Raw genomic sequence first — 23,395 nt, 5'->3', positions numbered from 1 at the left:
GACTTTCCTCGTTAATTGGTACTAATTAGGCTCGTCGCATGGCAGCACCCACGGATCCCGGCGCCCCGCCTCCCGCCGAGCCCGCAGCGGCCTCCCTGGAGGCGGCGACGCAGGCGACCCGCAGCCTTCACGGTCTGTCGGCCGAGCTGACCGCCCGGCTGCCGCAGCTCCTGGAAGCGATGCGCTCCGTGGGCACGGGCCTCGAACTGCACACCACGCTCGACCGGATCTGCGAGACGGCCGCCGAACTGACCGACGCCAAGTACGCCGCGATCGGCGTCGTCGACGAGGACGGCGACGGGCTCTCGGACTTCGTCTACTCCGGGGTCGACGCGGAGACCGCGCGGCGCATCGGGCGGCTGCCCGACGGCCACAGGGGACTGCTCGGCGCGCTCATCCACGACCCCGTGACCCTGCGCCTCGCGAACCTGGCGGACGACCCGCGCTCCTGCGGCTTTCCCGCGAACCATCCGCCGATGCACACGTTTCTCGGCCTCCCCATCCGCGTGCAGGGCGAGATCTTCGGAAACCTCTACCTCACGGAGAAGCACGGCGGCGGCGAGTTCGACGACGGCGACCTGAACATGGTCCGGGTGCTCGCCACGGAGGCGGGCATCGCCATCGGCAACGCGCGCCTCTACGAAGCGGCCAAGCAGCGCGAGCGGTGGATCGACGGCTCGGTGGCGGTGACCACCGCGCTCCTTTCCGGCGGTGACGCGGACGACGCGCTCCAGGTGGTCGCCGAACAGTCCCGGCACCTCTCGGACTCGGCGGCCGGCATCGTGATGCTGCCCGCGGAGGACGGCGGCATGGAGATCGTCGCCGTCGACTCGGACGAGCCCTCCGGCGTGCTCGGCGTGATCGTGCCTCCGGAGAGCGAGGTCATCTCCGAACTGCTCGAAGGACACGCCGTGTTCGTCGACGACGCCGCCACCGACCCTCGCATGCTGACCGGCCTCGCGCGTGACTACGGTCCTTCCATGATGCTGCCCCTCCAGAGCGGCGGGCGGGTCCTGGGCACGCTGGTGATGACCCGCGCGCGCGGGGCGCGTCCTTTCAGCGAGGCGGAGCGCACCCTGGCCACCCAGTTCGCCTCCCAGGCCGCGCTCGCCCTGGTGACGGCGGAGGCGCAGCGCGACCGGGAGCGCCTCGCCGTCCTGGAGGACCGCGACCGGATCGCGCGGGATCTGCACGACCTCGTCATCCAGCGCCTCTTCGCCACCGGGATGATGCTGGAGACCGCCCAGCGCCGCTCCGTGGTGCCCGAGGTGCAGACGGGCGTCGGCAAGGCGGTCGACGAGCTCGACACCACGATCCAGGAGATCCGCACCGCGATCTTCGCGCTCCAGCAGGGGCCGACCGAGGCGCCGTCGGGTCTGCGCACCAAGGTGCTCCGTGAGATCAACATGGCCGCCGTGCCGCTCGGGTTCAAGCCCTCGCACCGCTTCCTCGGACCCGTCGACACGGTCGTCGGGGAGCTCACCGGCAAGCACCTCATCGCGGCGCTGCGCGAAGCCCTCTCGAACGCGTTCCGGCACGCGGAGGCGGACCGTATCGACGTCGTCGTGGATGCCACCGTGCTGCTCCCCGACGGGCAGCAGGGCGTCCGTCTGACGGTCGCGGACGACGGTGTGGGCATCAAGGAGGGCGGGCGGCGCAGCGGCCTGAAGAACCTCCAGAAGCGGGCCGAGTCGCTCGGCGGCGCCAGTTGGCACGGGCCGGGGCTCGACGGGGACGGTACGACGGTGGTGTGGCAGGCGCCCTACTGAGGATCGCGTGCGCCGGATGATCACCCGGCCTGGTTGATCACCCGGCCCGGTTGATCGCTCGGCCTGGTTGATCACCTGGCCCGGTTGATCGCCCGCCCCGGTTTGGCGGTACGTTCCTGCGCCGTACGGGGCACCCGTTCCCTCGGCCGTACCAGCTCCACAGGAAGCCCGGCGTGCGGCGGTCGACGATCCGATGCATGCGTCATCGACCCCGCCGCACCGCCACATCGCTCGTCCTCCCGGTGCTGCTGTGCGCCCTCGTGGCCCTCGGTGGCCCGCCCACGGTCTCCCAGGGTGCGGAGGGCCCCGAGGCGAGCGCGGACGTCGCGCGCCTCTACGAAGAGGCGTCCACGGCGACGCAGCGCTACGAAGCGGGCCGCGAGGCCGCCTCCGCACAGAAGGCGAGAGCGCGGTCGATGGAACGGCTGCTCGTGCGGGAGCGGCGGCAGATCTCCGCGCTGCACGGGGACCTCGGCCGGATCGCCCGTGCCCAGTACCGCAGCGGCGGCGACATCCCGATCACGGCGCAGATGCTGCTCGCCGGGAACCCCGAGAAGCTGATGCACGGTCAACGTGCGGTGTGGCAGGCCGACCTGGCGCTCAACAACGCCGTGGACAAGAGCAGACGCGCCGAGCGGCGGCTCGCGGACGGGCAGCGCAGGGCGGCGGACGCGTGGCGCTCATTGAAGGCGCGCAACGCACGACTCGTCCTTCTTAAGAAGGGCATCGAAAGCAAGCTCGAAGCGGCGCGCTGGCAGCTCCAGGGGCAGGCGGACACATCGGTCGCCGCCGGGAAGTGCAGGGGTGCCGTACGCCTCAAGGAGCCGAAAAACTCAACCACGCGCGCGTGGCTGCCTCCTGTGAAGAAGTACGAGCTGTCCGCGGGCTTCGACAGCGCGGGCGAGCGCTGGTCGCACCGGCACACCGGACAGGACTTCGCGGTCGACATCGGCACGCCGGTGCGCTCCGCGGGCGCGGGCCGCGTGGTGAGTGTGTCCTGCGGCGGTGCCTTCGGCATCGAGATCGTCGTGCGGCACCCCGGCGGCTACTACACGCAGTACGCGCATCTCGCCGCGGTCACCGTCGACCAGGGGCAGAAGGTCCGCGCGGGGCAGTGGATCGGCCAGTCGGGCACCACCGGCAACTCGACGGGGCCGCACCTCCACTTCGAGGTGCGGCTCACGCCGTATCTGGGGTCCGGGGTGGACCCGGTGAAGTGGTTCGCCGAGCGCCACGTGAAGCTGTAGGCGCCGTGCGGCTACCGGGCGGGGGCGTGCGCGGCCAGGATGTCCTCGATGACGCGGGCGACGCCGTCCTCGTTGTTGGTCGCGGTGCGGCCGGTCGCCGAGGCGAGCACCTCGGGGTGCGCGTTCCCCATCGCGTACGACGTGCCCGCCCAGGCGAGCATCTCCATGTCGTTGGGCATGTCCCCGACGGCGACCACCTCGGCGGGTGCGATGCCGCGCTCCGCGCAGCACATGGCGAGCGTGCTCGCCTTGGAGACGCCGGGTCCGCTGATCTCCAGGAGCGCGCTCGGGCTCGACCGGGTGATGGCCGCCCGGTCGCCCACGCCCGCGCGGGCCAGCGAAAGGAACGAGTCGGGGTCGAGCTCGGGGTGGTACGCGAGGAGCTTGAGCACCGGCTGGTCCGCGACGTCCGCGCCCTCGAAGTCGGCGGTCAGCAGCTTCTCCGCGGGGGCGACGGTCTCCCCGGGGTCCAGGTGCAGCGGCGGGTACGTCGGCTCGTGGTGCAGGCCGCCGGTGCGCTCGACGGCGAACGTGGTGCCGGGGGCGGTCGCCCGCAGGATGCGGACGACGTCGAGCGCGTCCGGGACCGTCAGCTCGCGGATCTTGACGAAGCGGTGCTCGCCCGCGCCGCCGTGCAGGTCCACGACGGCGGCGCCGTTCCCGCAGATGGCCAGGCCGTGGCCGTGCACATGGTCGCTGACGACATCCATCCAGCGGGCCGGGCGGCCCGTCACGAAGAAGACCTCGATGCCGGCCTGCTCCGCGGCGGCGAGCGCGGCGACCGTACGCGGCGAAACGGTCTTGTCGTCGTGCAGCAACGTTCCGTCGAGGTCGGTGGCGATCAGCCGGGGCGAGGGGGCGGAGGGGGCCGGAGTCCGGGGCCCGGGAGTCGGTGAGGTCACCGACCCATGGTCGCGCATATGCGTGCACGGGCGTGCTGCGGGGCGCACAGATGAGTACGCAGCCGGCTCATGCGTCCCGCCCGGATCCCGGTGTGACGGCGTCCGTTTCAGTCGAGTCAGTCGAGTCAGTCGAGTTGGGCCAGGGCCTCCGTGGCGATCGACTCGAAGGTCTTCTGATCGGCCGCGAACGCGGTGTCGGGGATCGGCCAGTGCAGGACGAGCTCGGTGAAGCCCAGCTCCCGGTGCCTGCCCGCGAAGTCCACGAAGGCGTCGACGGAGGTGAGGGGGCGGGTGCGGTCCGGGGTGAATCCGGTGAGCAGGATCTTGTCCGGTTCGTCCGCGTCACGGCCGATGGCCTCGCACGCGGCGGCCAGCTTCGAGACCTGCCTGCGAATGGCCTGAATCGATTCCTCCGGAGTGCCCGTCTCGTACAGCTTCGGATCGCCGGTGGTCACCCACGCCTGCCCGTGCCGCGCGGCGAGCCTCAGGCCGCGCGGCCCCGTCGCGGCCACCGCGAACGGCAGCCGGGGGCTCTGGACGCAGCCCGGGATGTTCTGGGCGCCGACGTCACCGCCCGCCGAGTAGAAGGTCCCGTCGTACGAGACCGTGTCCTCGGTGAGCAGCCGGTCGAGCAGCGGAACGAACTCCGCGAAACGGTCCGCCCGCTCGCGCGGCGTCCACGGTTCCTGCCCGCTGTGGGCGAGGGCGCTCGCGTCGAAGCCCGTGCCGCCCGCCCCGATTCCGAGCGTGATCCGGCCACCGGAGATGTCGTCGAGCGAGAGCAGCTCCTTGGCGAGCGTGACGGGATGCCGGAAGTTCGGCGAGGTCACGAGGGTGCCCAGACGGATCCGCTCGGTGGCGGTCGCCGCCGCCGTCAGCGTCGGGACCGCCCCGAACCACGGTCCGTCCCGGAACGGCACGCGCCAGGACAGGTGGTCGTACGTGTACGCGGTGTGGAAGCCCAGCTCCTCCGCGCGCAGCCAGGCCTCGCGGGCGCCCTCGTGCCAGCGCCGGTACGGCAGGATCACGGTGCTCAGGCGCAGCGGGCGAGGGGACGTGGCGGGAGCGTTCTCGTTCATACCTGCGAGCGTAAGCGGATCGCTCTCACATCTCGCCCGGAGCTCTCCCGGCCTCTCTCGACCGGCCCTCGGATTCCCTTCTCGGATTCCGTTGCCGGCCCCCTCTCGGAGCCCCGTCGGAGTCCCGCCGGCGCCCCGTCGGAGCCTCCTCGGATTCCTCTCGGTTTCCTTTTGGGCGGCCTCGATTTCTCCCGGATTCAATCCAGAAATTTTGGCCCGCATGTTTGATCCACAGCCAAGTCCAGTTATCCACAGGCCAGTTGGCGATTCTGTGGACAACTCTCAGGTGGTAGAACCCTTTTGGTCAACTTCGGTCGTATTGCTGCTGTTTGAGGTCAATGCGTCCAATGTCCTTGTCTGTACCTCGCGTTCGGCGGCCGCAGCGACGAACGTCGAGACGTGCTCCGGGCCAACAAGGCTGCGTACGGCTCGTATTGTCGACGCGGGTATCGCGACGGGCTGCGGCTCGTCCAGCACTTCCGCGGGGGTGCCCTCGGCGAGGTGGTGGCGCAGGTGCCGGGTGGCGAACATCCGCATCGCGCGGGCCAGTTCGGCGTCCACGGACTGCTGCGCGAGCGGCCGGAGACGTCGCACGAGCGACGCGGCTTCGGCCGCTTCCGCGTCCGTCGGCGGCAGCGGGCCGAGATAGCGCGCGAAGACGTGCTCGGTGGTGAACTCCAGGAAACGCGCCGCTATATGTTCGACGTGCCCCCTCAACTCCCTTAGATGTTCGGAAATCGCGGACAGCGGTACGCCCGCCGCGTGCAACTCAGCTGCCACGGCCAGTTCTTGAGGGCTCGGGACGAGGAACTCGTCGTCCCGCCCGGGTACGCGCTCGAGCACGCCGAGTTTGACCGCGTCCAGCACGGCGGCCTCGTCGGGGTCGCCGCCGAACCTCTCGTCCAGCTCCGCGCGCGTGATGCGCCCCGCCCGCTCGTCCGTCCACGGGCCGTCCACCTCCGCGACCAGACCGAGCACGCCGCCCAGGCCGCGCCCCGCGTCCCACGCCTCCAGGAGCTCCTTGATGGACGCCAGGGTGTAGCCGCGGTCCAACAGGTCGGCGATCTGGCGCAGCCTGGCCAGATGCGTGTCCGTGTAGACATTGGCCCGCCCGCGCCGCTCGGGCCGCGGCAGCAGCCCACGGTCCTGGTAGGCGCGGATCGTGCGCACCGTGGCCCCGCTGTGGTGGGCCAGGTCCTCGATCCGGTACTCGGCGCCCGGCCGTGCCGCCGCGTCGCCCGTACTCACAGCGGTGGCTCCATCCGTGCGACCGCGCGCAGGGCTTTGGGCGTGAAGCGGGACATGAGGTGGGCGCCGCGGGCCTCCGGGGTGACCGGGACGACCGCCTTGTCGTGCACGACGACGCCCAGGATCGCGCTCGCGACCTTCTCCGGCGGGTAGTTGCGCAGGCCGTACAGGCGCGAGGACTTCTTCTGGCGGCGCTTCTCCTCCTCGGCGTCCACCCCGGCGAAGTGGGCCGTCGCCGTGATGTTCGTGTTCACCAGGCCGGGGCAGATCGCGGAGACCCCGATGCCCTGATCGGCCAGCTCGGCGCGCAGGCACTCGCTGAGCATCAGGACGGCTGCCTTGGAGGTCGAGTACGCGGGAAGCGCCTTCGAGGGCTGGTACGCCGCCGCGGACGCGGTGTTCACGATGTGGCCGCCCTGACCGCGCTCCGCCATCTGCTTGCCGAACAGGCGGCAGCCGTGGATGACGCCCCACAGATTGACGTCGAGGACCCTCTTCCAGTCCTCCGGGGTGGTGTCGAAGAACGAGCCGGACAGGCCGATCCCCGCGTTGTTCACCAGGACGTCGACCACGCCGTACTCGGCGGCGACCTTCTCGGCGAGCTTCTCCATGGCCTGCTCGTCGGTGACGTCCACGGTCTCGCACCAGGCCTCGGGGGCGCCGATGAGCCGGGCCAGCTCGGCGGTCCGCGCGGCGCTCTCGGCGTCCCGGTCGACGGCGACCACGCGCGCGCCGGCCTCCGCGAAGGCGAACACGGTGGCCCGCCCGATGCCGCTGCCCGCACCGGTCACCAGGACCAGCTGACCCGCGAACCGGTCCGCGTGCTTGCCCTCGGGCGCGGGGCGCTGCGCGGGGACCCCGGCCTCCTGCCCCTCGTTCGCGGTGACGAACTCGGTGATCCAGGAGCTGAGCTGATCGGGCCTGGTGCGCGGAACCCAGTGCTTGGCGGGCAGTACGCGGCGCGTCAGCTGGGGCGCCCACAGCTCCAGCCGGTCGTACAGCTTCGGCGACAGGAAGGCGTCCCCGAGCGGCGTGATGAGCTGCACGGGCGCGTGCGCGTACGCGTCCTCGCGCGGGCGGCGCAGCCGCGCCCTCACGTTGTCCCGGTACAGCCAGGCCCCGCGGGCGGCGTCCGAGGGCAGCGACTTCGTCGGGTAGTCGCCGGCCGGGACCCGCTCGACGCGCTCCAGGATCTTCGGCCAGCGCTTGCCGAGCGGACCGCGCCAGGCGAGCTCGGGCAGCACCGGCGTGTGCAGCATGTACACGTACCAGGACTTGGCGCCCTGGCCGAGCAGCTGGCCCACCTTGGCCGGCGTCGGCCGCTTCATGCGCTGCTTGATCCAGTGCCCGAAGTGGTCGAGGGACGGGCCCGACATCGATGTGAAGGACGCGATGCGGCCCTGGGTGCGCTTGACCGTGACGAACTCCCACGACTGCACCGAACCCCAGTCGTGCCCCACCAGGTGCACCGGCCGGTCCGGGCTCACCGCATCGACGACCGCCAGGAAGTCGTCCGTCAGTTTCTCCAGGGTGAAGCCGCCGCGCAGCGGCTGCGGCGCCGTCGACCGGCCGTGGCCGCGTACGTCGTAGAGCACCACGTGGAAGTGGTCCGCGAGGCGCGCGGCGACCTCCGACCACACCTCCTTGGAGTCCGGATAGCCGTGCACGAGCACCACCGTCGGCCGCTCGGCCCCGCCGGGCTCCCCCAGTTCGACGACGCACAGCTCGATCCCGCCCGTGCGCACCCGGCGCTCACGCGCGCCGTCGATTTTCATCAGGTCCGTCATCAGATGCCCTCCGCCCAGCGCCGCACGTGCGGCAGATCGTCGTCCAGCCAAAAGGCGCTCTCCTGCGGGTCCTTGGAGTCCGTGACCACGAGGAGCTCCTCGAACTTGGCGCCCGTGCCCCGGAATCCGAGGTGGGGCTCGACCGCCCACAGCCCCGGCTGCGGTGGATGGTCGGAGAACTTGTACGGCGACCACAGCGGCGACCAGCCGTCCCGGTGCCCGTGCAGCGCGTCGCTCGCCAGGCCCTTCAGGGACTGGGTGCCGAAGCCGAACAGGGTGGGGTTGATCCGCCGCTGCTTGACCCGGTCGACCTTGTGCGCGATCACGCCGAAGGGATACGCCCGGTGCCGGTTCGCATAGCCCTGGCGGACCATCAACCGCTCCACGTCCTCGTAGATCTCCCGCAGGGAGCGGCGCTCGCGCACCTCGCGCAGGAGCAGCTCGCGGTGCGCCTCGAGGTCCGAAAGCAGCTTGTCGTGCACGGGGTTGAGGCCGAGGCAGCCCGAGTAGCCGATGTCCGCGGTGTATCCCTGGTGGACCGGTGCCATGTCGAGGATGAAGGGCATCCCCGCCTCCAGCTTCCGGTTCGTCGGGAAGAATTGCAGCGGTACGCGGAAGTTCACGAACGCCGTGCGGTCCCCGAACCAGGCGAAGGGCAGATGGAACCAGTCCTTCACCCCGCGCTCGCGCAGCCACTCCCGCTGCATCCGCGCCGCCTCGCGCTCGGTCACACCCGGCTTGAGCTGCGCCGCGACCGATTCCGCGCATGCGTACGCGAGCCTCTGTACTTCTCTGAACCCCCGCAGTTCCGCCGAGAGTTCACGTACCACCGCTGAGGTCATGCCACCGTCCGTCCCGGTCGCGGCCGCCCCGGTTCGTGACCGGGACGTCGCCGTACGCGTTCGTAACTTGACATTGATGAATGTGACAATGCTCGGCGGCGACGTCAAGGGGTGTGCACGGTCTGCTCGGGTCTACTCAGGGAGGACCCCTAGGGCCCCGTAATACTCAGGTCTCATACGAGGTCGACCCCACGGTCTGACGAATTGGTGTGGCCTGCGCCACTACGGTCGAACCGTGACTGTGATCGCGACCGAAAGCCTGAGCAAGCGGTTCCCCAAGGTGACCGCGCTTGACCGGCTGACCATGGACATCGGGCCCGGTGTGACCGGACTCGTCGGGGCCAATGGAGCCGGCAAGTCCACCATGATCAAGATTCTTCTTGGTCTGTCCCCCGCATCGGAGGGCCGCGCCGAAGTGCTCGGGCTCGACGTCGCGACCAAGGGGGGTGAGATCCGCGAGCGGGTCGGGTACATGCCGGAGCACGACTGCCTGCCGCCCGACGTCTCGGCCACCGAGTTCGTCGTGCACATGGCGCGCATGTCGGGCCTGCCGCCCACCGCCGCGCGCGAGCGCACGGCGGACACGCTGCGCCACGTCGGCCTGTACGAGGAGCGCTACCGCCCCATCGGTGGCTACTCGACGGGCATGAAGCAGCGCGTGAAGCTGGCCCAGGCGCTCGTGCACGACCCGCAGCTGGTGTTCCTGGACGAGCCGACGAACGGCCTGGACCCGGTCGGCCGTGACGACATGCTGGGCCTGATCCGGCGCGTGCACACCGACTTCGGCATCTCCGTCCTCGTCACCTCGCACCTGCTCGGCGAGCTGGAGCGCACCTGCGACCACGTCGTCATCATCGACGGCGGCAAGCTGCTGCGCTCCAGCTCCACCACGGACTTCACGCAGGCCACGGCGACGCTGGCGATCGAGGTCACCGACAGCGACGACCACCCGGACGGCACCAAGGCGCTCCGCGAGGCCTTCGCGCAGCGCGGCATCGAGACCAGCACGGGCGGTGAGCTGCCCGGCGCCGGGCACACGGTCCTCATCACGGCGCAGGGCGAGGAGACGTACGACGTCGTGCGCGATGTCGTCGCGGACCTCGGCCTCGGCCTGGTCCGGATGGAACAGCGCAGGCACCAGATCGCGGAGGTCTTCCGCCCCGAGGCCGAGCAGCAGCCGGAGCAGGACTCCGAGCGCGCCGCCGCCTGGGCGGCCACCGCCGCGTCGCAGCAGACGGGAGGCGCGGAGCGATGACCACCGAGCCCAGCGCTGTGGACCGCACGTCCACCCAGATCCACAACATCGGCTACCGCCACTACGACGGCCCGCGCCTGGGTCGCGCGTATGCCCGCCGCTCGCTCTTCTCGCAGACCCTGCGCGGTGCCTACGGACTCGGCCGCTCGGCCAAGTCCAAGGTGCTGCCGATGCTGCTCTTCATCGTGATGTGCGTCCCGGCGCTGATCATGGTCGCGGTGGCCGTCGCCACGAAGGCGAAGGACCTGCCCGTCGACTACACGCGCTACGCGGTCATCCTCCAGGCGGTGATCGGCCTCTACGTGGCATCCGCGGCGCCGAACGCGGTCTCCCTGGATCTGCGCTTCAAGTCGATCCCGCTCTACTTCTCCCGCCCCATCGAGCGCGTCGACTACGTGGTCGCGAAGTGCGCCGCCATGGCATCGGCCCTGTTCATCCTCACGGCCGCGCCGCTGATCGTGCTCTACGTAGGCTCTCTGCTCGCCAAGCTGGACTTCACGGAGCAGACCAAGGGATTCGCCCAAGGACTGGTATCCGTGGCGCTGTTGTCGCTGCTCTTCGCCGGGATCGGCCTCGTCGTCTCCGCCGTCACCCCGCGCCGCGGGTTCGGCATCGCCGCCGTCATCGCCGTCCTGACCATCTCCTACGGCGCGGTGTCCACGGTCCAGGCGATCGCCGACGCCCAGGACAACGGCGGCGCGGTGACCTGGCTCGGCCTCTTCTCGCCGATCACGCTCATCGACGGAGTGCAGACCGCGTTCCTCGGAGCGAGCTCTTCCTTCCCCGGGGCCCACGGGCCCTCGGCAGGCCAGGGCCTCGTCTTCCTGCTCGTCGTCCTCGGGCTCATCGCCGGCTCCTACGGGCTGCTGATGCGCCGCTACCGGAAGGTCGGACTGTGACCGCGATCAACATCGACCACGTCTCACGCTGGTTCGGCAACGTGGTCGCCGTCAACGACGTCACCATGAACATCGGCCCCGGCGTCACCGGCCTGCTGGGTCCGAACGGAGCGGGGAAGTCCACGCTCATCAACATGATGGGCGGCTTCCTCGCCCCCTCGAACGGCTCGGTGACCCTCGACGGACAGCCGATCTGGCGCAACGAACAGATCTACCGGCACATCGGCATCGTCCCCGAGCGCGAGGGGATGTACGACTTCCTCACGGGCCGCGAATTCGTCGTCGCCAACGCCGAGTTGCACGGCCTCGGCAAGAAGGCCGCCGCGGAGGCGCTGGCCACGGTCGAGATGGAGTACGCGCAGGACCGCAAGATCTCGACGTACTCCAAGGGCATGCGCCAGCGCGTGAAGATGGCCTCCGCGCTCGTCCACACGCCCTCGGTGCTGCTGCTCGACGAGCCGTTCAACGGCATGGACCCGCGCCAGCGCATGCAGCTCATGGACCTCCTTCGGCGCATGGGGGACGAGGGGCGCACGGTCCTGTTCTCCTCGCACATCCTCGAAGAGGTCGAGCAGCTCGCCTCCCACATCGAGGTGATCGTCGCGGGCCGGCACGCCGCGAGCGGCGACTTCCGCAAGATCCGCCGCCTGATGACCGACCGCCCGCACCGCTATCTGATCCGCTCCAGCGACGACCGCGCCCTGGCCGCCGTACTGATCGCGGACCCGTCCACGGCGGGCATCGAGGTCGACCTGAAGGAGGGCGCGCTGCACGTCCAGGCCGTCGACTTCGGCCGGTTCACGACGCTGCTGCCGAAGGTCGCGCAGGCGCACGGCATCCGGCTGCTCACGGTCTCGCCGTCCGACGAGTCCCTCGAGTCCGTCTTCTCGTATCTGGTCGCGGCGTAGGAGGCCCTGATGTACGACCCCACTGTCGCCCGACTCACCTACCGGGCACTGCTCGGCAGGCGCCGGGCCCTCATCCTCTTCGCGCTGCCCGTACTGCTGGTCGTGATCTCCGCGCTCGTGCGCGGGCTCACGGGGGCCGACGACCAGACCGCGTCCGACCTGCTCGGCGGCTTCGCGCTCGCCACGATGGTGCCGCTGATCGGTGTCATCGCGGGGACCGGGGCCATCGGCCCGGAGATCGACGACGGGTCCGTGGTCTACCTGCTGTCGAAGCCGCTCAAGCGGCCCACGATCATCTTCACCAAGCTGATCGTGGCGATCGGCGTGACCATGGTGTTCTCCGCCGTCCCGACGCTCATCGCGGGCTTCATCCTGAACGGGAACGGGCAGCAGATCGCCGTCGCCTACACGATCGCCGCCCTGGTCGCCTCGATCGCCTATGCGGCGATCTTCCTCCTGCTCGGCACGATCACCCGGCACGCGGTCGTCTTCGGCCTCGTCTACGCCCTCGTGTGGGAGGCCCTCTTCGGGTCCCTGGTCTCCGGGGCGCGCACGCTCAGCGTGCAGCAGTGGTCCCTCGCGGTCGCCCAGAAGGTGGCCGGCGGCGACCTCGTCACCTCGGACGTGGGGCTGCCGCTCGCGACGGTCCTCCTGGTCGTGGTGACGGTCCTGGCGACCTGGTACGCCGGGCAGAAGCTGCGGACCCTGAAGCTGGCCGGGGAGGAGTAGCTCTTGACGCCGGTTTCACCCTCCCGCCAGCACACTGGTGGGAGGGTGAAAGGACGGAACATGGCAGGCGAACCGAAGAACGACGACGCCCGGGACGACGTGGTCCTGGACACCGACTTCATCCGCGCCGCCGAGGCGACCGAACCGTCCGCGCGGGCCCGGATGCTCGCCGAGCGGTGGCGCGACGGCGGGCCCGAGCCCCAGCCGTGGCGTTCGGACGAGCCGCCCGCGGGGTGGTTCTTCAGCAAGGTACGACGTCGCGGGTGGCGCCGCCGCCGCTGATTAATTCGGTGGCGTCGAACTCCGCCGCGCGGCACAGTAGTTGAGTCAGCACGCCGACCGTGGCGTCCGAGGACCGGGAGAGGAGCGCGGCGATGTCGTTCAGTCCGTCGAGCTCCCGGCAGGGCGGCCCGAGGCAGGCTCCGGAGTAGTCATCGCACTCCGTCGAGCCCGTCACGGAGGCCGCCCGGGGCGGCCGCTTCGAGCGCGTGTCCTTCTTCCGTGGCACGCGGGCCGCCCACCCATCGCATCGAGGGCCGGCCCCGGTTCAACCGGGACCGGCCCTCGATGCGTGCGGGCACATCAAGCCGCGAGCAAGCGCTCCAGCACCACGGCGATCCCGTCGTCCTCGTTCGACGACGTCACCTCGTTGGCCACCGACTTCAGCTCGTCGTGGGCGTTCGACATCGCCACGCCGTGGGCCGCCCAGCCGAACATCGGGATGTCGTTGGGCATGTCGCCGAAGGCGATCGTGTCGACGGCCTTCGCACCCAGGCGACGGGCCGCCAGCGAAAGCCCCGTGGCCTTGGACAGGCCGAGCGGGAGCAGCTCCACGATGCCCTCGCCCGCCATCGTGACGCTCACCAGGCCGCCGGCGGCGGTGCGCGCGACCTCCGCCAGCTGGTCGTCGGTCAGGCCCGGGTGCTGCACGTACACCTTGTTGAGCGGCTGCGCCCACAGCTCCGCGAGCTCGGTGAACGGGACGACCGGAAGCGGACCGTCCTGCACCTGGTAGCCGGGGCCGACGATGACCTCGCCCTCGATGCCGTCGCGGCTCGCGGCGAGCGCCAGCGGACCGATCTCGGCCTCGATCTTGGCGAGCGCGATCCCCGCCAGCTGCCGGTCGAGCGTCACCGAGGTGAGCAGCCGGTGCTCCCCCGCGTGATAGACCTGCGCGCCCTGGCCGCACACCGCGAGGCCCTCGTAGCCGAGGTCGTCGAGGATGTGCCGGGTCCAGGGCACGGCCCTGCCGGTCACGATGATGTGCGCGGCGCCCGCCGCGGTGGCCGCGGTGAGCGCCTCACGCGTGCGCTCGGAGACCGTGTCGTCGGAACGCAGCAACGTTCCGTCGAGATCGGTCGCCACGAGCTTGTACGGAAAGGCAGGGGCGAGGGGAGCGGGGTGGCTCACTTGGCGTTCGGCTCCAGGCTGTCGGGCTGTTCAGGCCGCGCGGGCCCGTCGGGCCGCTCAGTCTGCGATTACTTGGGGTCCAGGGTGGTGCGTCCCCCAAGGTAGGGGCGGAGCATCTCCGGAACCCGCACCGAGCCGTCGGCCTGCTGGTGATTCTCCAGGATCGCGACGATCGTGCGCGGGACGGCGCACAGCGTGCCGTTCAGCGTCGCGAGCGGCTGCGTCTTCTTGCCGTCCCGCATCCGGATCGACAGGCGGCGCGCCTGGAACCCGTCGCAGTTCGAGGCCGAGGTCAGCTCGCGGTACTTGCCCTGGGTCGGGATCCAGGCCTCGCAGTCGAACTTGCGCGAGGCGGAGGAGCCGAGGTCACCGGTGGCGACGTCGATCACCTGGAAGGGCAGCTCGAGGCCGGTCAGCCACTGCTTCTCCCACTCCAGGAGGCGCTGGTGCTCGTTCTGCGCGTCCTCCGGGTCGACGTACGAGAACATCTCGACCTTGTCGAACTGGTGCACACGGAAGATGCCGCGGGTGTCCTTGCCGTACGTGCCGGCCTCGCGGCGGAAGCACGGGGAGAAACCGGCGTAGCGCAGCGGCAGCTGGTCGCGCTCCACGATCTCGTCCATGTGGTACGCGGCGAGCGGGACCTCGGAGGTGCCGACCAGGTAGTAGTCGTCCTTCTCCAGGTGGTACACGTTCTCCGCGGCCTGGCCGAGGAAGCCCGTGCCCTCCATGGCGCGCGGGCGCACCAGGGCCGGGGTCAGCATCGGCGTGAAGCCGGCCTCGGTGGCCTGCGCGATCGCCGCGTTGACGAGCGCGAGCTCGAGGAGCGCGCCGACGCCCGTCAGGTAGTAGAAGCGCGAGCCGGAGACCTTCGCGCCGCGCTCGACGTCGATGGCGCCGAGCGCCTCGCCGAGCTCCAGGTGGTCCTTGGGCTCGAAGCCCTCGGCACCGAAGTCGCGGATCGTGCCGTGCGTCTCCAGGACGACGAAGTCCTCCTCGCCGCCGCGCGGGACGTCGGGGTGCACGATGTTGCCCAGCTGGAGGGCCAGGCGCTGCGTCTCCTCCTCGGCCTCGCGCTGCTCGGCCTCGGCGGCCTTGACGGCGGCGGAGAGCTCGCCCGTCTTCTTGAGGAGTTCCTGCTTCTCCTCGGGCGTGGCCTTGGGGATCAGCTTGCCGAGCGACTTCTGCTCGGAACGGAGTTCGTCGAAGCGGAGCCCGGACGACCTGCGCCGCTCATCGGCGGACAGGACGGAGTCGACGAGCGCGACGTCCTCTCCACGGGCGCGCTGGGAGGCGCGAACACGGTCGGGGTCCTCACGGAGCAGGCGAAGGTCAATCACCCCTCAAGGCTACCGTTGCCCGCTTCCGGCCAACGACCCGATATCCGTTGCACTCCCTTATGCCCTATTTGCCGGAATGTGAATTAAGGGTGGAGCGCGGCTGGAAAAGATCCACATCGGGCCTGCGGGGTGCGTCAAGGAAAGCCGCCGCTTTCCCTTGAAAGGGGCAGATGCGGCACTTCGCCTTGACCTGATCCCCTTGTCGCGGACGGGAGTTGGGGCCCGCTGTCCACAGCGACGCACAGGCCGGAAAAGTTATCCACAGGCTGTGGGAATGATCTGTGGATCCCGGAGGAGATCATTCCGAAAGCCACATGCGTAACGAAGAATTCCCCTCTCAAACCGCGCGCAAGCTCACTTTCGGGTGGAAATGCTTCACTCCAAAGAGTTGATCACGACAAATGCCTGGACGAAGGGTGACCTGCCGGGCTGTGGACGCATCTGGGGGCTGTGGGCCGATTTGTCGACCAACCGGCACCTTCCTGTCGACTTGTCCCCAGGTCGAGAAGGCGCCCTGTGGATAACTTCTGTGGATGAAGAAAATCCGCTGGTAGGACCGGGTGTCCAGACAAAAAGGAGCCGGATCCGGCGGTGGACAACTCGGATCCGGCAGGGGTGTGCGGCCGGCTACGGCCGAGGCGTCAGAACCGGCCGTCCTGGCAGCGCGCCAGCCAGTCCGACGCCGCCACGAACTCGCCGTCCGAGGTCCCCGAGCGCGGCGGGCGCACCTCCTCGACGGCGACGCCCGCCCGCGGATACGAGCCGAGGTAGCGCACCTCCGGGCAGGCCCGCTTCAGCCCCATCAGTGCCTCCGCCACCCGGCGGTCCGTGATGTGCCCCTCCGCGTCGATCGCGAAGCAGTAGTCGCCGATGCCCGTGCCGGTGGGCCGGGACTGCAACAGCACCAGGTTGACCCCGCGGATGGCGAACTCCTGGAGCAGTTCCATCAGCCCACCGGGGTGGTCGTCGCGCTGCCAGATGACGACGGAGGTCTTGTCCGCGCCGGTGGGTGCCGCGGGCCGGGCCGGCCTGCCGACCAGGACGAAGCGGGTCTGCGCGTTCTCCGCGTCGTGGATCTCGGTGACCAGCGGCACGAGCCCGTACTTCTCGGCCGCGAACTCGCCCGCGAACGCGGCGTCGTAGCGCCCTTCCTGCACGAGGCGCGCGCCGTCGGCGTTCGAGGCCGCGGACTCCCAGGTCACGTCCTCGGCCAGGTGGCCCTTCATCCAGTTGCGAACCTGCGGCTGGGCGGCCGGGTGCGCGGTGACCGTCTTGATGTCGGAGATCTGGGTGCCGGGGCGCACCAGGAGGGCGAAGGTGATGTCGAGCAGCACCTCGCGGTAGATCATCAGCGGCTCGCCGGCGACCAGCTCGTCGAGGGTCGTGGTGATGCCGCCCTCGACGGAGTTCTCGATCGGCACGAACGCGGCCTCGGCCTCGCCGTTGCGGACGGCGTCGAGCGCCGCGGGCACGGACACGACGGGGACGAGTTCCCGGGTGGCCGTCTCCGGGAGCGTGCGCAGGGCGACTTCGGTGAAGGTGCCCTCGGGGCCGAGATACGCGTAGCTGGCTGGCATGGGCTCACCCTAATGCGCCGTACGGGGCCGGGCCCCGGGTGCGTCACGTGCCACCGGGGCCGGCGGCGGCCCCACCCGGATCGGCGGTGGTCCTACCCGGGACCGGCGGCGGTCCCACCCGGGACCGCTCACCCCTCCAGCAACGCCTGCCCCACATAGCCGCCCTTTTCGGCGCCGCCCGGCACCGCGAAGAGCCCGCTCGCCTCGTGCCGGATGAACTTCGACAGGGCGTCGCCGCGGTCGAGCTTGCGCTGCACCGGCACGAAGCCGCGCAGCGGGTCCGCCTGCCAGCAGATGAAGAGCAGGCCCGCGTCCGGGGCGCCGTCCTCGTCGTAGCCGTCGTGGTACGAGAACGGGCGGCGCAGCAGCGCGGAGCCGCCGTTCTGGTCGGGCCGGGTGATCCGGGCGTGCGCGTTGAGCGGGATGACGAGGTCGCCGCTCGCGTCCGTCTTCTCCAGGTCCGGCTCGGTGGTCTCCTTGCCGCCGGTCAGCGGGGCGCCGTTCGATTTCTTGCGCCCGATGACATGTTCCTGCGCCGCCGTCGACAGCTTCTCCCAGTCGTCGAGGAGCATCCGGATCCGGCGCACGACGACGTACGAGCCGCCGGCCATCCACGCGGGGGACTGCGCGGAGCCCCCGTCCGGCACGAAGATCCGCTTGTTGAAGTCCTTGTCGGCGGGCTTCGGGTTGCCCGTGCCGTCGACCTGGCCCATCAGGTTGCGGACCGTCATCGGGTGGGCGGTGGCGCCCGGCGAGCGGTTGAAGCCGTTCATCTGCCAGCGCAGCTTGGCCGCGCCGCCCGTGTCCTTCTGGATCGCGCGCAGCGCGTGGAAGGCGACGAGCGAGTCGTTGGCGCCGATCTGCACCCACAGGTCGCCGTTGCTGCGCGCCTTGTCGAGGTGGTCGGAGTAGAAGTCCGGCAGCGGGTCGAGGGCGGCGGGGCGCTGCTTCTCCAGTCCCGTACGGGAGAAGAAGCCGTGTCCGAAGCCGAAGGTGATCGTCAGCGAGGAGGGGCCCGCGTCCCGGGCCACATCCGTGTCGTCCGAGGCCGAGGGCTCGCCCGCCATCAGCCGCTCGGCCGTGGCCGACCAGCGGCGCAGCAGGGCCGCCGCCTCCTTGCGCCCGGCGCCCGCCGCCAGGTCGAACGCGACGAGATGGCCGCGGGACTGCATCGCGGTGGTGATGCCGGGCTGATGTTTCCCGTGAAACATCACCTCGTCGGCCCCGATCGTGGTCAACGTGGCCTGCGGCTCGGGGGAGTTCGAGGACGCCACGGCGTACCCCGCGCCCGCGCCGACGGCGCCGAGGGCGACGCCGGTGGCACCCGCCGTCCCGATCAGGCGGCGGCGCGAGATGCCCGCGGCCTGCGGGGAGGATCCGGTGCCGCGCTTGGACCCGGCCGTGTCGGTCGTGTCAGTCGTGTCGTCCATGGGGCTGGTCAGCCGATCTTCGCGTTCTTGGTGATGGTGATCTGGTCGATGTCCGAGGTGCGCACGGTCAGCGCGACCTTCCAGTCGCCCGCCACGGGGAGCTGCACACCGCTCGCCGTCCAGTGTCCTGTGGCGATGTGGTCGGGCACGACGGGCAGCGGCCCGATCTTCTTCGCCTCCTGGGTGAGGGCGATCTTCACCTCGGGGACGTCGAAGGCCTTGCCGTTCGGCCGCTCCACGTAGAGGTGCATCTCGTTGTTGCCGGTGCGTCCGGGGTCCATCTCCAGGAGGGCGGTGCCCTTGCCGTCCGCGCCGCCGGTGTCGAACGGCAGCTTCAGGGAGAGCGGTCCGGTCTGGGCCTGCGCGGCCGAGGTGGCGGACTTGGCCTCTTCCTCGGTGCGGCCGGGCTCGGTGGATGTCAGCACGGTGGTGACGGCGAGCAGGACGACCGCGATGCCCGCCTCGACGAGCACCGAGCGGCGCAGCCCGAAGCGGTGCGGATCGGCGTCGCGCACCCGCTTCTCGCGCGCGTTCGCCATCGCGGCGCGCTGTCGGGCGAGCTGGGCGGCGCGCTCGGGGTCCGTGCCCTTTCCTCCGGCGGCCACGGAGACCGGCTCCTTCTCCTCCGAGACCTCGGGTGCGTGCTCCCGCGCCGGTGCGGCGGCCACGGTCTCGGTGAGCTGCCCCGTCCACTTACGGGAGATCCAGGCGACGCCGACGAGCACGGCGACGAGCCCGACCTTCACCATCAGGAGCTGCCCGTACGTCGTCCCGGTCAGCGCCGACCAGGAGCCGACCTGGCGCCACGACTGGTAGAGCCCGGTCGCGACGAGGACGAGGACGCTGCAAAAGGCGACCCGGGAGAAGCGGCGCACGGCCGAGCCCTCGATCGTCGGCACCCGGTACAGGGCGACGAGCAGCGTGGTCAGCCCGCCGAGCCAGGCAGCGACGGCCAGCAGGTGCAGCACGTCGACGGGCATCGCGAGGCCCGCCTGGAGGCCGGTCGAGGCGTGCTCGGCCATGGCCCAGGTGGCGGCGAGCCCGGCCGCGACGACGCCGCCGCCGACGGAGAGCCCGAAGGTGAGGTCGTTCCGCTCGTTGGCCGCGGTGTCCCCTTCGCCCTCACCGGGCTCCTCGTTCTTCTTCGCGTACGCCCCGAAGAGCACCGCGATGAAGAGGGCCGCGGCCGCGAGCAGCAGCAGCCGGGACGTGAGCGCGGCGCCGGTCTTGGTCTGAAGGACCTGGCCGAGCAGCGCCATGTCGAAGATGTCGCCGACCTTCCCGGACCCGGTGTACGAGCCGCGCATCAGCAGCATGGCCAGGGTGGCGGCGGTGAGCGCGATCCAGGCGCCGACCACGACGCGCTGCACCGGCCTGCTGCCCGCGCCGCGCCGCCAGCATCCGAGCACGAACGCGGCGCCGCCCACGAGCAGCGCGAAGCCCGCGTACGAGACGTAGCGGGCGACGTCGTAGATCCCGCCGACGACGCCCCCGCCCGCGTTCTGGTCGGTCACCACCGCGGAGGTCTTGGAGGGCGCGCCGACGGAGAACGTGTAGGCGCCGGCGACGGGGTGGCTGTCGGCGGAGACGACCTGGTAGGCGATGGTGAACGTGCCGTCGGGCAGGCCGGAGTGCAGCCCCACCGCGTAGGTCGTGCCGCCGGGGTGGGTGATCTTGCCGTCGTCGACGCGCTTGCCCGCGGGGTCGAGCACGCGGACCGCGCCGTCGGAGATCGCGACGCTCTCGGAGAAGGTGAGCGACACCTTCTTCGGCGCCGAGTCGACCACCGCTCCTTGCTTGGGATCGCTCCCGGTCAGGGCGGCGTGCGCGGACGCGGGTGCGCCGCCGGCCAGGAGCGCGCCGGTCACGGCGAGGAAGAGCAGCACCAGCTGCCAGGTGCGGGGAGCGATGGTCTTCACGTACGAGTCAGCCCCTTCAGTGCGAAGCGTGCGACGGGTTGTAGGTGGCGACCTTCACCGGGAAGGAGACCTTGACGGTCCCGGACTTGGCGAAGTGCAGCTGTACCGACACCTTGTCGCCCTCCGCGGGCTTGCGCTTCAGGTTCTCGAACATGAGGTGGTTGCCGCCGCGTTCGAAGTCGAGCTCGCCGTTCGCGGGCACGGCGAAGGACTTCTGCTCCTTCATCACGCCGCCCTTGGTGGTGTGCAGGGTGACCTTCTGGGAGATGCCGCTGCTCACGGACGTGAGGGTGTCGGCGGCGCCCTTGTTGTGCACGGTGAAGAACCCGGCCGCCATGTCGCCGGAGGCGGGCGCGGGGATGAACGCGCCCTCGACCTTCAGGTCGGGCTTGTCGGCGGCCTCGGAGCCGGAGCCGCAGGCGGTCAGGGCGAGCCCCGCCGCGAGCGTGACGGCGCCGAGTGCGAGGGGTGCGCGCCTCACGGCTTCTCCCCCTTGATGATCTTGGGGAGGTCCTTGGTGTAGTCGTCGACGGTGGCGTCCTCGCCGTACAGCACGTAACCGGCGTCGTTCTTCGGCGAGAAGGCGATGACCTGGGTGCCGTGCATCGACACGAGCTTGCCCTTCTTGTCCTTCTGCGTCGGCTCGATGGAGATGCCGAGCGTGCGGGCGCTGCCCTGGATGGTGGCGAAGTCGCCGGTCAGGCCGATGAAGTCGGAGTCCTGCGCCTTGAGCCACTTGCCGAGCACGGACGGGGTGTCGCGGTCCGGGTCGGTGGTGACGAAGACGACCTGGAGCTTGTCCTGCTCGGCCTTGGGCAGCGACTTCTTGGCGACGGCGATGTTGCTCATCGTCAGCGGGCAGACGTCGGGGCAGTGCGTGTAGCCGAAGTAGATCAGCGTCGGCTTGTTCTTGGTCTGCTCGCGCAGGTCGAACTTCTTGCCGTGGGTGTCGGTGAGGACCAGGTCCGGCTTCTTGAAGGGCTTGTCGAGGACCGTCGCGGCCTTCTGCGAGCTGCCCGAGTCGGATGACACCTCGGCGACCGGCTTGCCGCTGTCGTCGCCGCTGCCGCAGGCGGACAGGGCGAAGGTCGCGACCGTGACCAGGCCGACCGCGGCCAGCAGGCTCTTCCTGTTGAACGTCGTGTTCTTGCGGGGGTTGCGCATAGAAAAATGTCCCAGATGTGAGGTGGCCGGCGAGCGCCGGGGCCGCTCACCGCGACCCCGGCACCCACCGAAGGTGGCTCAGCTGTTGGTACGCCGACGGCCCGCCGTGACGCCGAACGCCACACCGGCGGCGCCGATGACGATGCCGACGATGCCGAGGGTGCGTGCGGTGGTGTCGCTGCCGGAACCGCCGGAATCCGTGGTCGCGGCCGCGGCCTCCTTCTTGGCGCCGTCGTCGGAGGCGCCCGAGGCACCGTGCCCGTCGTCGGCCGCGGCGGAGAGCTCAAGGGTGGGCGCCGGGTTCTCCGGCTCCTCCTGGCCCTTCTGCTGCGGCTCGATCCAGCGCACGACCTCCTTGTTGTCGTAACTCTGGATCGCCTTGAAGACGAGCTGGTCGGTGTCGGTCGGCAGCTGGCCGATGGACACCGGGAACTTCTGGAAGTAGCCGGGCTGCACGCCCTTGTCCTTCTCCGAACCGGTCGCGGTCCAGGTGACCTTGGAGACGGCCTCGGTGATCTTCTCGCCGTGCATCTCCATCGGCTTGTCGAGCTTCGTCTTGGTGACGTCGGCCTTCCAGCCGGGCACGGGCTCGGGCATCACCGAGGCGAGCGGGTGCTCGGTCGGGAAGTTGACCTCGACCTTGGTGGTCGCGGCATCGTCGCGCTCGTTGGGCACCTTGAAGTCGACGACGGCGTAGTCGCCCTTGGCGGCCTCGCCCTCCGGCTGCACGCTCACGTGCGCGAAGGCGGGGGCGGACACGAGGACGACGGAGGAGACGGCGGCGGCACCGACGAGAGCGGCGCGGGACATCTTCTTCATGACAGGGAGAACTCCACGTTCAGCGGGATTCAGCGAAAGGTGAGGGGGCGCGACCGCGGAACGCCGCACTACGTGGGCGGCGAAGAAGCGGGTGCGCGCGCGTGCCGCACGGCACGGCTCACCCCCGCAGTACGGGGTGGAGTACGCGTGCCGTTCAGGCAGCGAGAAGGAACGTGTCGGCCGCGGGTGGCCCGCGCCTGCTCACCGAGTGCTGGAGTGCCGCCGCCCGCAGCGCCGGTGGTTCGGCGAACCCGGCACGAGCGGCGCACGGCAGCGCGCTCGCACCCTGGAGCCCGGCCTTGAGCGCGCGTACGAGGCCGAGGGCGGCCCGCAACGAACGGATGGGAGCCGCGAGGGCGACGCTCTGCGCGGAGAGCCGCGAGAGCCGGGCGATGCGGCTCAGCGCGAGGTCGCCGTGGCGCAGCAGCCAGCCGGCGCCGGCCGCGGCGAGCAGGTGCCCGAGCAGCATCGGCAGGGACGGCAGCAGCGACATCGTGGAGTCGGCGGCGCCCGCCATGTGGTGCGATTCGCCGGACGGCACGCGCGCGTTGTCGAGGATCCGCCGGGCCTGCGCCGGGCTGAGCGTCGACGCGCCCGCCCCGCACATGAGCCGCGCGGCCCGCTCGACCGCCGAGGGCCGGCCCGAAGCGACGGCCGTGTTCATGGCGTGCTGCTGGCCGAGGCCGAAGAGGCTGTGCAGCGCGATCTGTCCGGCCCCCAGCGTGGCGGCGATGCCCGGCAGCGACCGCTCGCGTCCCGTCAGCGGCAGGGCCACACAGAAGACGGCGAGGAAGCCGAGCGACAGCGTCCACAGCGGGACGGTGGCCGTCGAACCGAGGACGTGCCCCGCCGCGGACAGCATGACGCAGACCGCGGCGAACACCGCGGCCCTGAGCAGCCGGAGATCGGCCGCGCTGCGCGCCTGGCGCTCGTGGGGGGCAGACATGGCGGCCTCATCATCGCACTGGCTTCACACGCTCCATACGGCAGGTCCGCAAGGTCGGGAATCTCCCGTACACCGATGACCCCCGTATGCGCGTGGGCCGTATGGGCGTCATCACGTCAACTGAG

22 protein-coding genes are annotated in these 23,395 nt (G+C 70.6%); 7 read left to right on the top strand and 15 right to left on the bottom strand.

Annotated elements, in window-relative coordinates:
- Positions 1-38: 38 nt before the first annotated feature.
- Both ACNYS0_RS20500 and ACNYS0_RS20495 read left to right on the top strand, forming a co-directional pair.
- Complete coding sequence (locus ACNYS0_RS20500; RefSeq protein ID WP_422475607.1) at positions 39-1,769, top strand: GAF domain-containing sensor histidine kinase; 1,731 nt, start codon at positions 39-41, stop codon at positions 1,767-1,769.
- A 197-nt stretch (positions 1,770-1,966) separates the two neighbouring features.
- Positions 1,967-3,016: a M23 family metallopeptidase gene (locus ACNYS0_RS20495; protein WP_422475605.1), complete on the top strand. Its 1,050-nt coding sequence runs from the start codon at positions 1,967-1,969 to the stop codon at positions 3,014-3,016.
- An 11-nt stretch (positions 3,017-3,027) separates the two neighbouring features.
- On the opposite strand, the gene ACNYS0_RS20490 is transcribed toward ACNYS0_RS20495, so the two are convergent.
- The 5 genes from ACNYS0_RS20490 to ACNYS0_RS20470 form a co-directional block, all read right to left on the bottom strand.
- Positions 3,028-3,936 carry an HAD hydrolase family protein gene (locus ACNYS0_RS20490; protein ID WP_422475603.1) on the bottom strand — a complete coding sequence of 303 codons (909 nt, stop codon included), beginning with the start codon at positions 3,934-3,936 and terminating at the stop codon, positions 3,028-3,030.
- A gap of 107 nt (positions 3,937-4,043) precedes the next feature.
- The gene (locus tag ACNYS0_RS20485; RefSeq protein WP_422475601.1) at positions 4,044-4,997 is read right to left on the bottom strand and encodes an LLM class flavin-dependent oxidoreductase; all 954 of its coding nucleotides are present in this window, start codon (positions 4,995-4,997) and stop codon (positions 4,044-4,046) included.
- A 282-nt stretch (positions 4,998-5,279) separates the two neighbouring features.
- Positions 5,280-6,245, bottom strand: a complete 966-nt coding sequence (locus ACNYS0_RS20480; RefSeq protein ID WP_422475599.1) for a MerR family transcriptional regulator — start codon at positions 6,243-6,245, stop codon at positions 5,280-5,282.
- The gene (locus tag ACNYS0_RS20475; RefSeq protein ID WP_422482738.1) at positions 6,242-8,020 is read right to left on the bottom strand and encodes an SDR family oxidoreductase; all 1,779 of its coding nucleotides are present in this window, start codon (positions 8,018-8,020) and stop codon (positions 6,242-6,244) included. The genes ACNYS0_RS20480 and ACNYS0_RS20475 overlap by 4 nt, the downstream gene beginning before the upstream one ends.
- Before the next feature lie 11 nt (positions 8,021-8,031).
- Positions 8,032-8,874 carry a M24 family metallopeptidase gene (locus ACNYS0_RS20470; protein ID WP_422475597.1) on the bottom strand — a complete coding sequence of 281 codons (843 nt, stop codon included), beginning with the start codon at positions 8,872-8,874 and terminating at the stop codon, positions 8,032-8,034.
- A gap of 241 nt (positions 8,875-9,115) precedes the next feature.
- On the opposite strand from ACNYS0_RS20470, the gene ACNYS0_RS20465 reads away from it, so the two are divergent.
- Genes ACNYS0_RS20465 through ACNYS0_RS20445 form a run of 5 tightly spaced genes read left to right on the top strand, consistent with a single transcriptional unit; the run spans position 9,116 to position 12,947 of the window.
- A complete protein-coding gene (locus ACNYS0_RS20465) occupies positions 9,116-10,129 on the top strand; it encodes an ABC transporter ATP-binding protein (protein ID WP_422482737.1) in 1,014 nt (337 codons plus the stop codon).
- Complete coding sequence (locus tag ACNYS0_RS20460) at positions 10,126-11,028, top strand: ABC transporter permease subunit (RefSeq protein WP_422475595.1); 903 nt, start codon at positions 10,126-10,128, stop codon at positions 11,026-11,028. The genes ACNYS0_RS20465 and ACNYS0_RS20460 overlap by 4 nt, the downstream gene beginning before the upstream one ends.
- A complete protein-coding gene (locus tag ACNYS0_RS20455; protein ID WP_422475593.1) occupies positions 11,025-11,936 on the top strand; it encodes an ABC transporter ATP-binding protein in 912 nt (303 codons plus the stop codon). Before ACNYS0_RS20460 ends, ACNYS0_RS20455 begins: the two co-directional genes overlap by 4 nt.
- A gap of 9 nt (positions 11,937-11,945) precedes the next feature.
- Positions 11,946-12,665 (top strand): ABC transporter permease, encoded by a 720-nt coding sequence (locus ACNYS0_RS20450; RefSeq protein ID WP_399228787.1) that lies wholly within the window; start codon positions 11,946-11,948, stop codon positions 12,663-12,665.
- A 60-nt stretch (positions 12,666-12,725) separates the two neighbouring features.
- Positions 12,726-12,947 (top strand): SGM_3592 family protein, encoded by a 222-nt coding sequence (locus ACNYS0_RS20445; protein WP_422475591.1) that lies wholly within the window; start codon positions 12,726-12,728, stop codon positions 12,945-12,947.
- Here the strand turns inward: ACNYS0_RS20445 and ACNYS0_RS20440 are convergent.
- The 10 genes from ACNYS0_RS20440 to ACNYS0_RS20395 form a co-directional block, all read right to left on the bottom strand.
- Positions 12,907-13,173, bottom strand: a complete 267-nt coding sequence (locus ACNYS0_RS20440) for a hypothetical protein (RefSeq protein ID WP_422475589.1) — start codon at positions 13,171-13,173, stop codon at positions 12,907-12,909. The two genes, ACNYS0_RS20445 and ACNYS0_RS20440, sit on opposite strands and share 41 nt — an antisense overlap.
- 74 nt (positions 13,174-13,247) lie before the next feature.
- Positions 13,248-14,075, bottom strand: a complete 828-nt coding sequence (locus ACNYS0_RS20435; RefSeq protein ID WP_422475587.1) for an HAD family hydrolase — start codon at positions 14,073-14,075, stop codon at positions 13,248-13,250.
- 68 nt (positions 14,076-14,143) lie between these two features.
- Positions 14,144-15,415 (bottom strand): serine--tRNA ligase, encoded by a 1,272-nt coding sequence (gene serS / locus ACNYS0_RS20430; RefSeq protein WP_422408413.1) that lies wholly within the window; start codon positions 15,413-15,415, stop codon positions 14,144-14,146.
- Between the two features lie 641 nt (positions 15,416-16,056).
- Entirely contained in the window at positions 16,057-16,992 is a 936-nt protein-coding gene (gene pheA, locus ACNYS0_RS20425; protein ID WP_422475586.1) for a prephenate dehydratase, read from the bottom strand.
- A gap of 128 nt (positions 16,993-17,120) precedes the next feature.
- Positions 17,121-18,422, bottom strand: a complete 1,302-nt coding sequence (gene efeB / locus ACNYS0_RS20420) for an iron uptake transporter deferrochelatase/peroxidase subunit (RefSeq protein WP_422475584.1) — start codon at positions 18,420-18,422, stop codon at positions 17,121-17,123.
- 8 nt (positions 18,423-18,430) lie between these two features.
- Positions 18,431-20,341 (bottom strand): copper resistance CopC/CopD family protein, encoded by a 1,911-nt coding sequence (locus ACNYS0_RS20415; protein WP_422475582.1) that lies wholly within the window; start codon positions 20,339-20,341, stop codon positions 18,431-18,433.
- A 16-nt stretch (positions 20,342-20,357) separates the two neighbouring features.
- Positions 20,358-20,822 (bottom strand): copper chaperone PCu(A)C, encoded by a 465-nt coding sequence (locus ACNYS0_RS20410; protein ID WP_422475580.1) that lies wholly within the window; start codon positions 20,820-20,822, stop codon positions 20,358-20,360.
- Positions 20,819-21,505: an SCO family protein gene (locus tag ACNYS0_RS20405; RefSeq protein WP_422408418.1), complete on the bottom strand. Its 687-nt coding sequence runs from the start codon at positions 21,503-21,505 to the stop codon at positions 20,819-20,821. The genes ACNYS0_RS20410 and ACNYS0_RS20405 overlap by 4 nt, the downstream gene beginning before the upstream one ends.
- Before the next feature lie 78 nt (positions 21,506-21,583).
- Positions 21,584-22,324: a YcnI family copper-binding membrane protein gene (locus ACNYS0_RS20400; protein ID WP_422475578.1), complete on the bottom strand. Its 741-nt coding sequence runs from the start codon at positions 22,322-22,324 to the stop codon at positions 21,584-21,586.
- Positions 22,325-22,478: 154 nt separating this feature from the next.
- Positions 22,479-23,270 (bottom strand): hypothetical protein, encoded by a 792-nt coding sequence (locus ACNYS0_RS20395; protein WP_422475576.1) that lies wholly within the window; start codon positions 23,268-23,270, stop codon positions 22,479-22,481.
- Positions 23,271-23,395 lie beyond the last annotated feature (125 nt).

This window comes from Streptomyces anthophorae (assembly GCF_049310305.1).
Taxonomy (GTDB): domain Bacteria; phylum Actinomycetota; class Actinomycetes; order Streptomycetales; family Streptomycetaceae; genus Streptomyces.
This window is presented reverse-complemented; position numbering and strand designations above follow the sequence as displayed.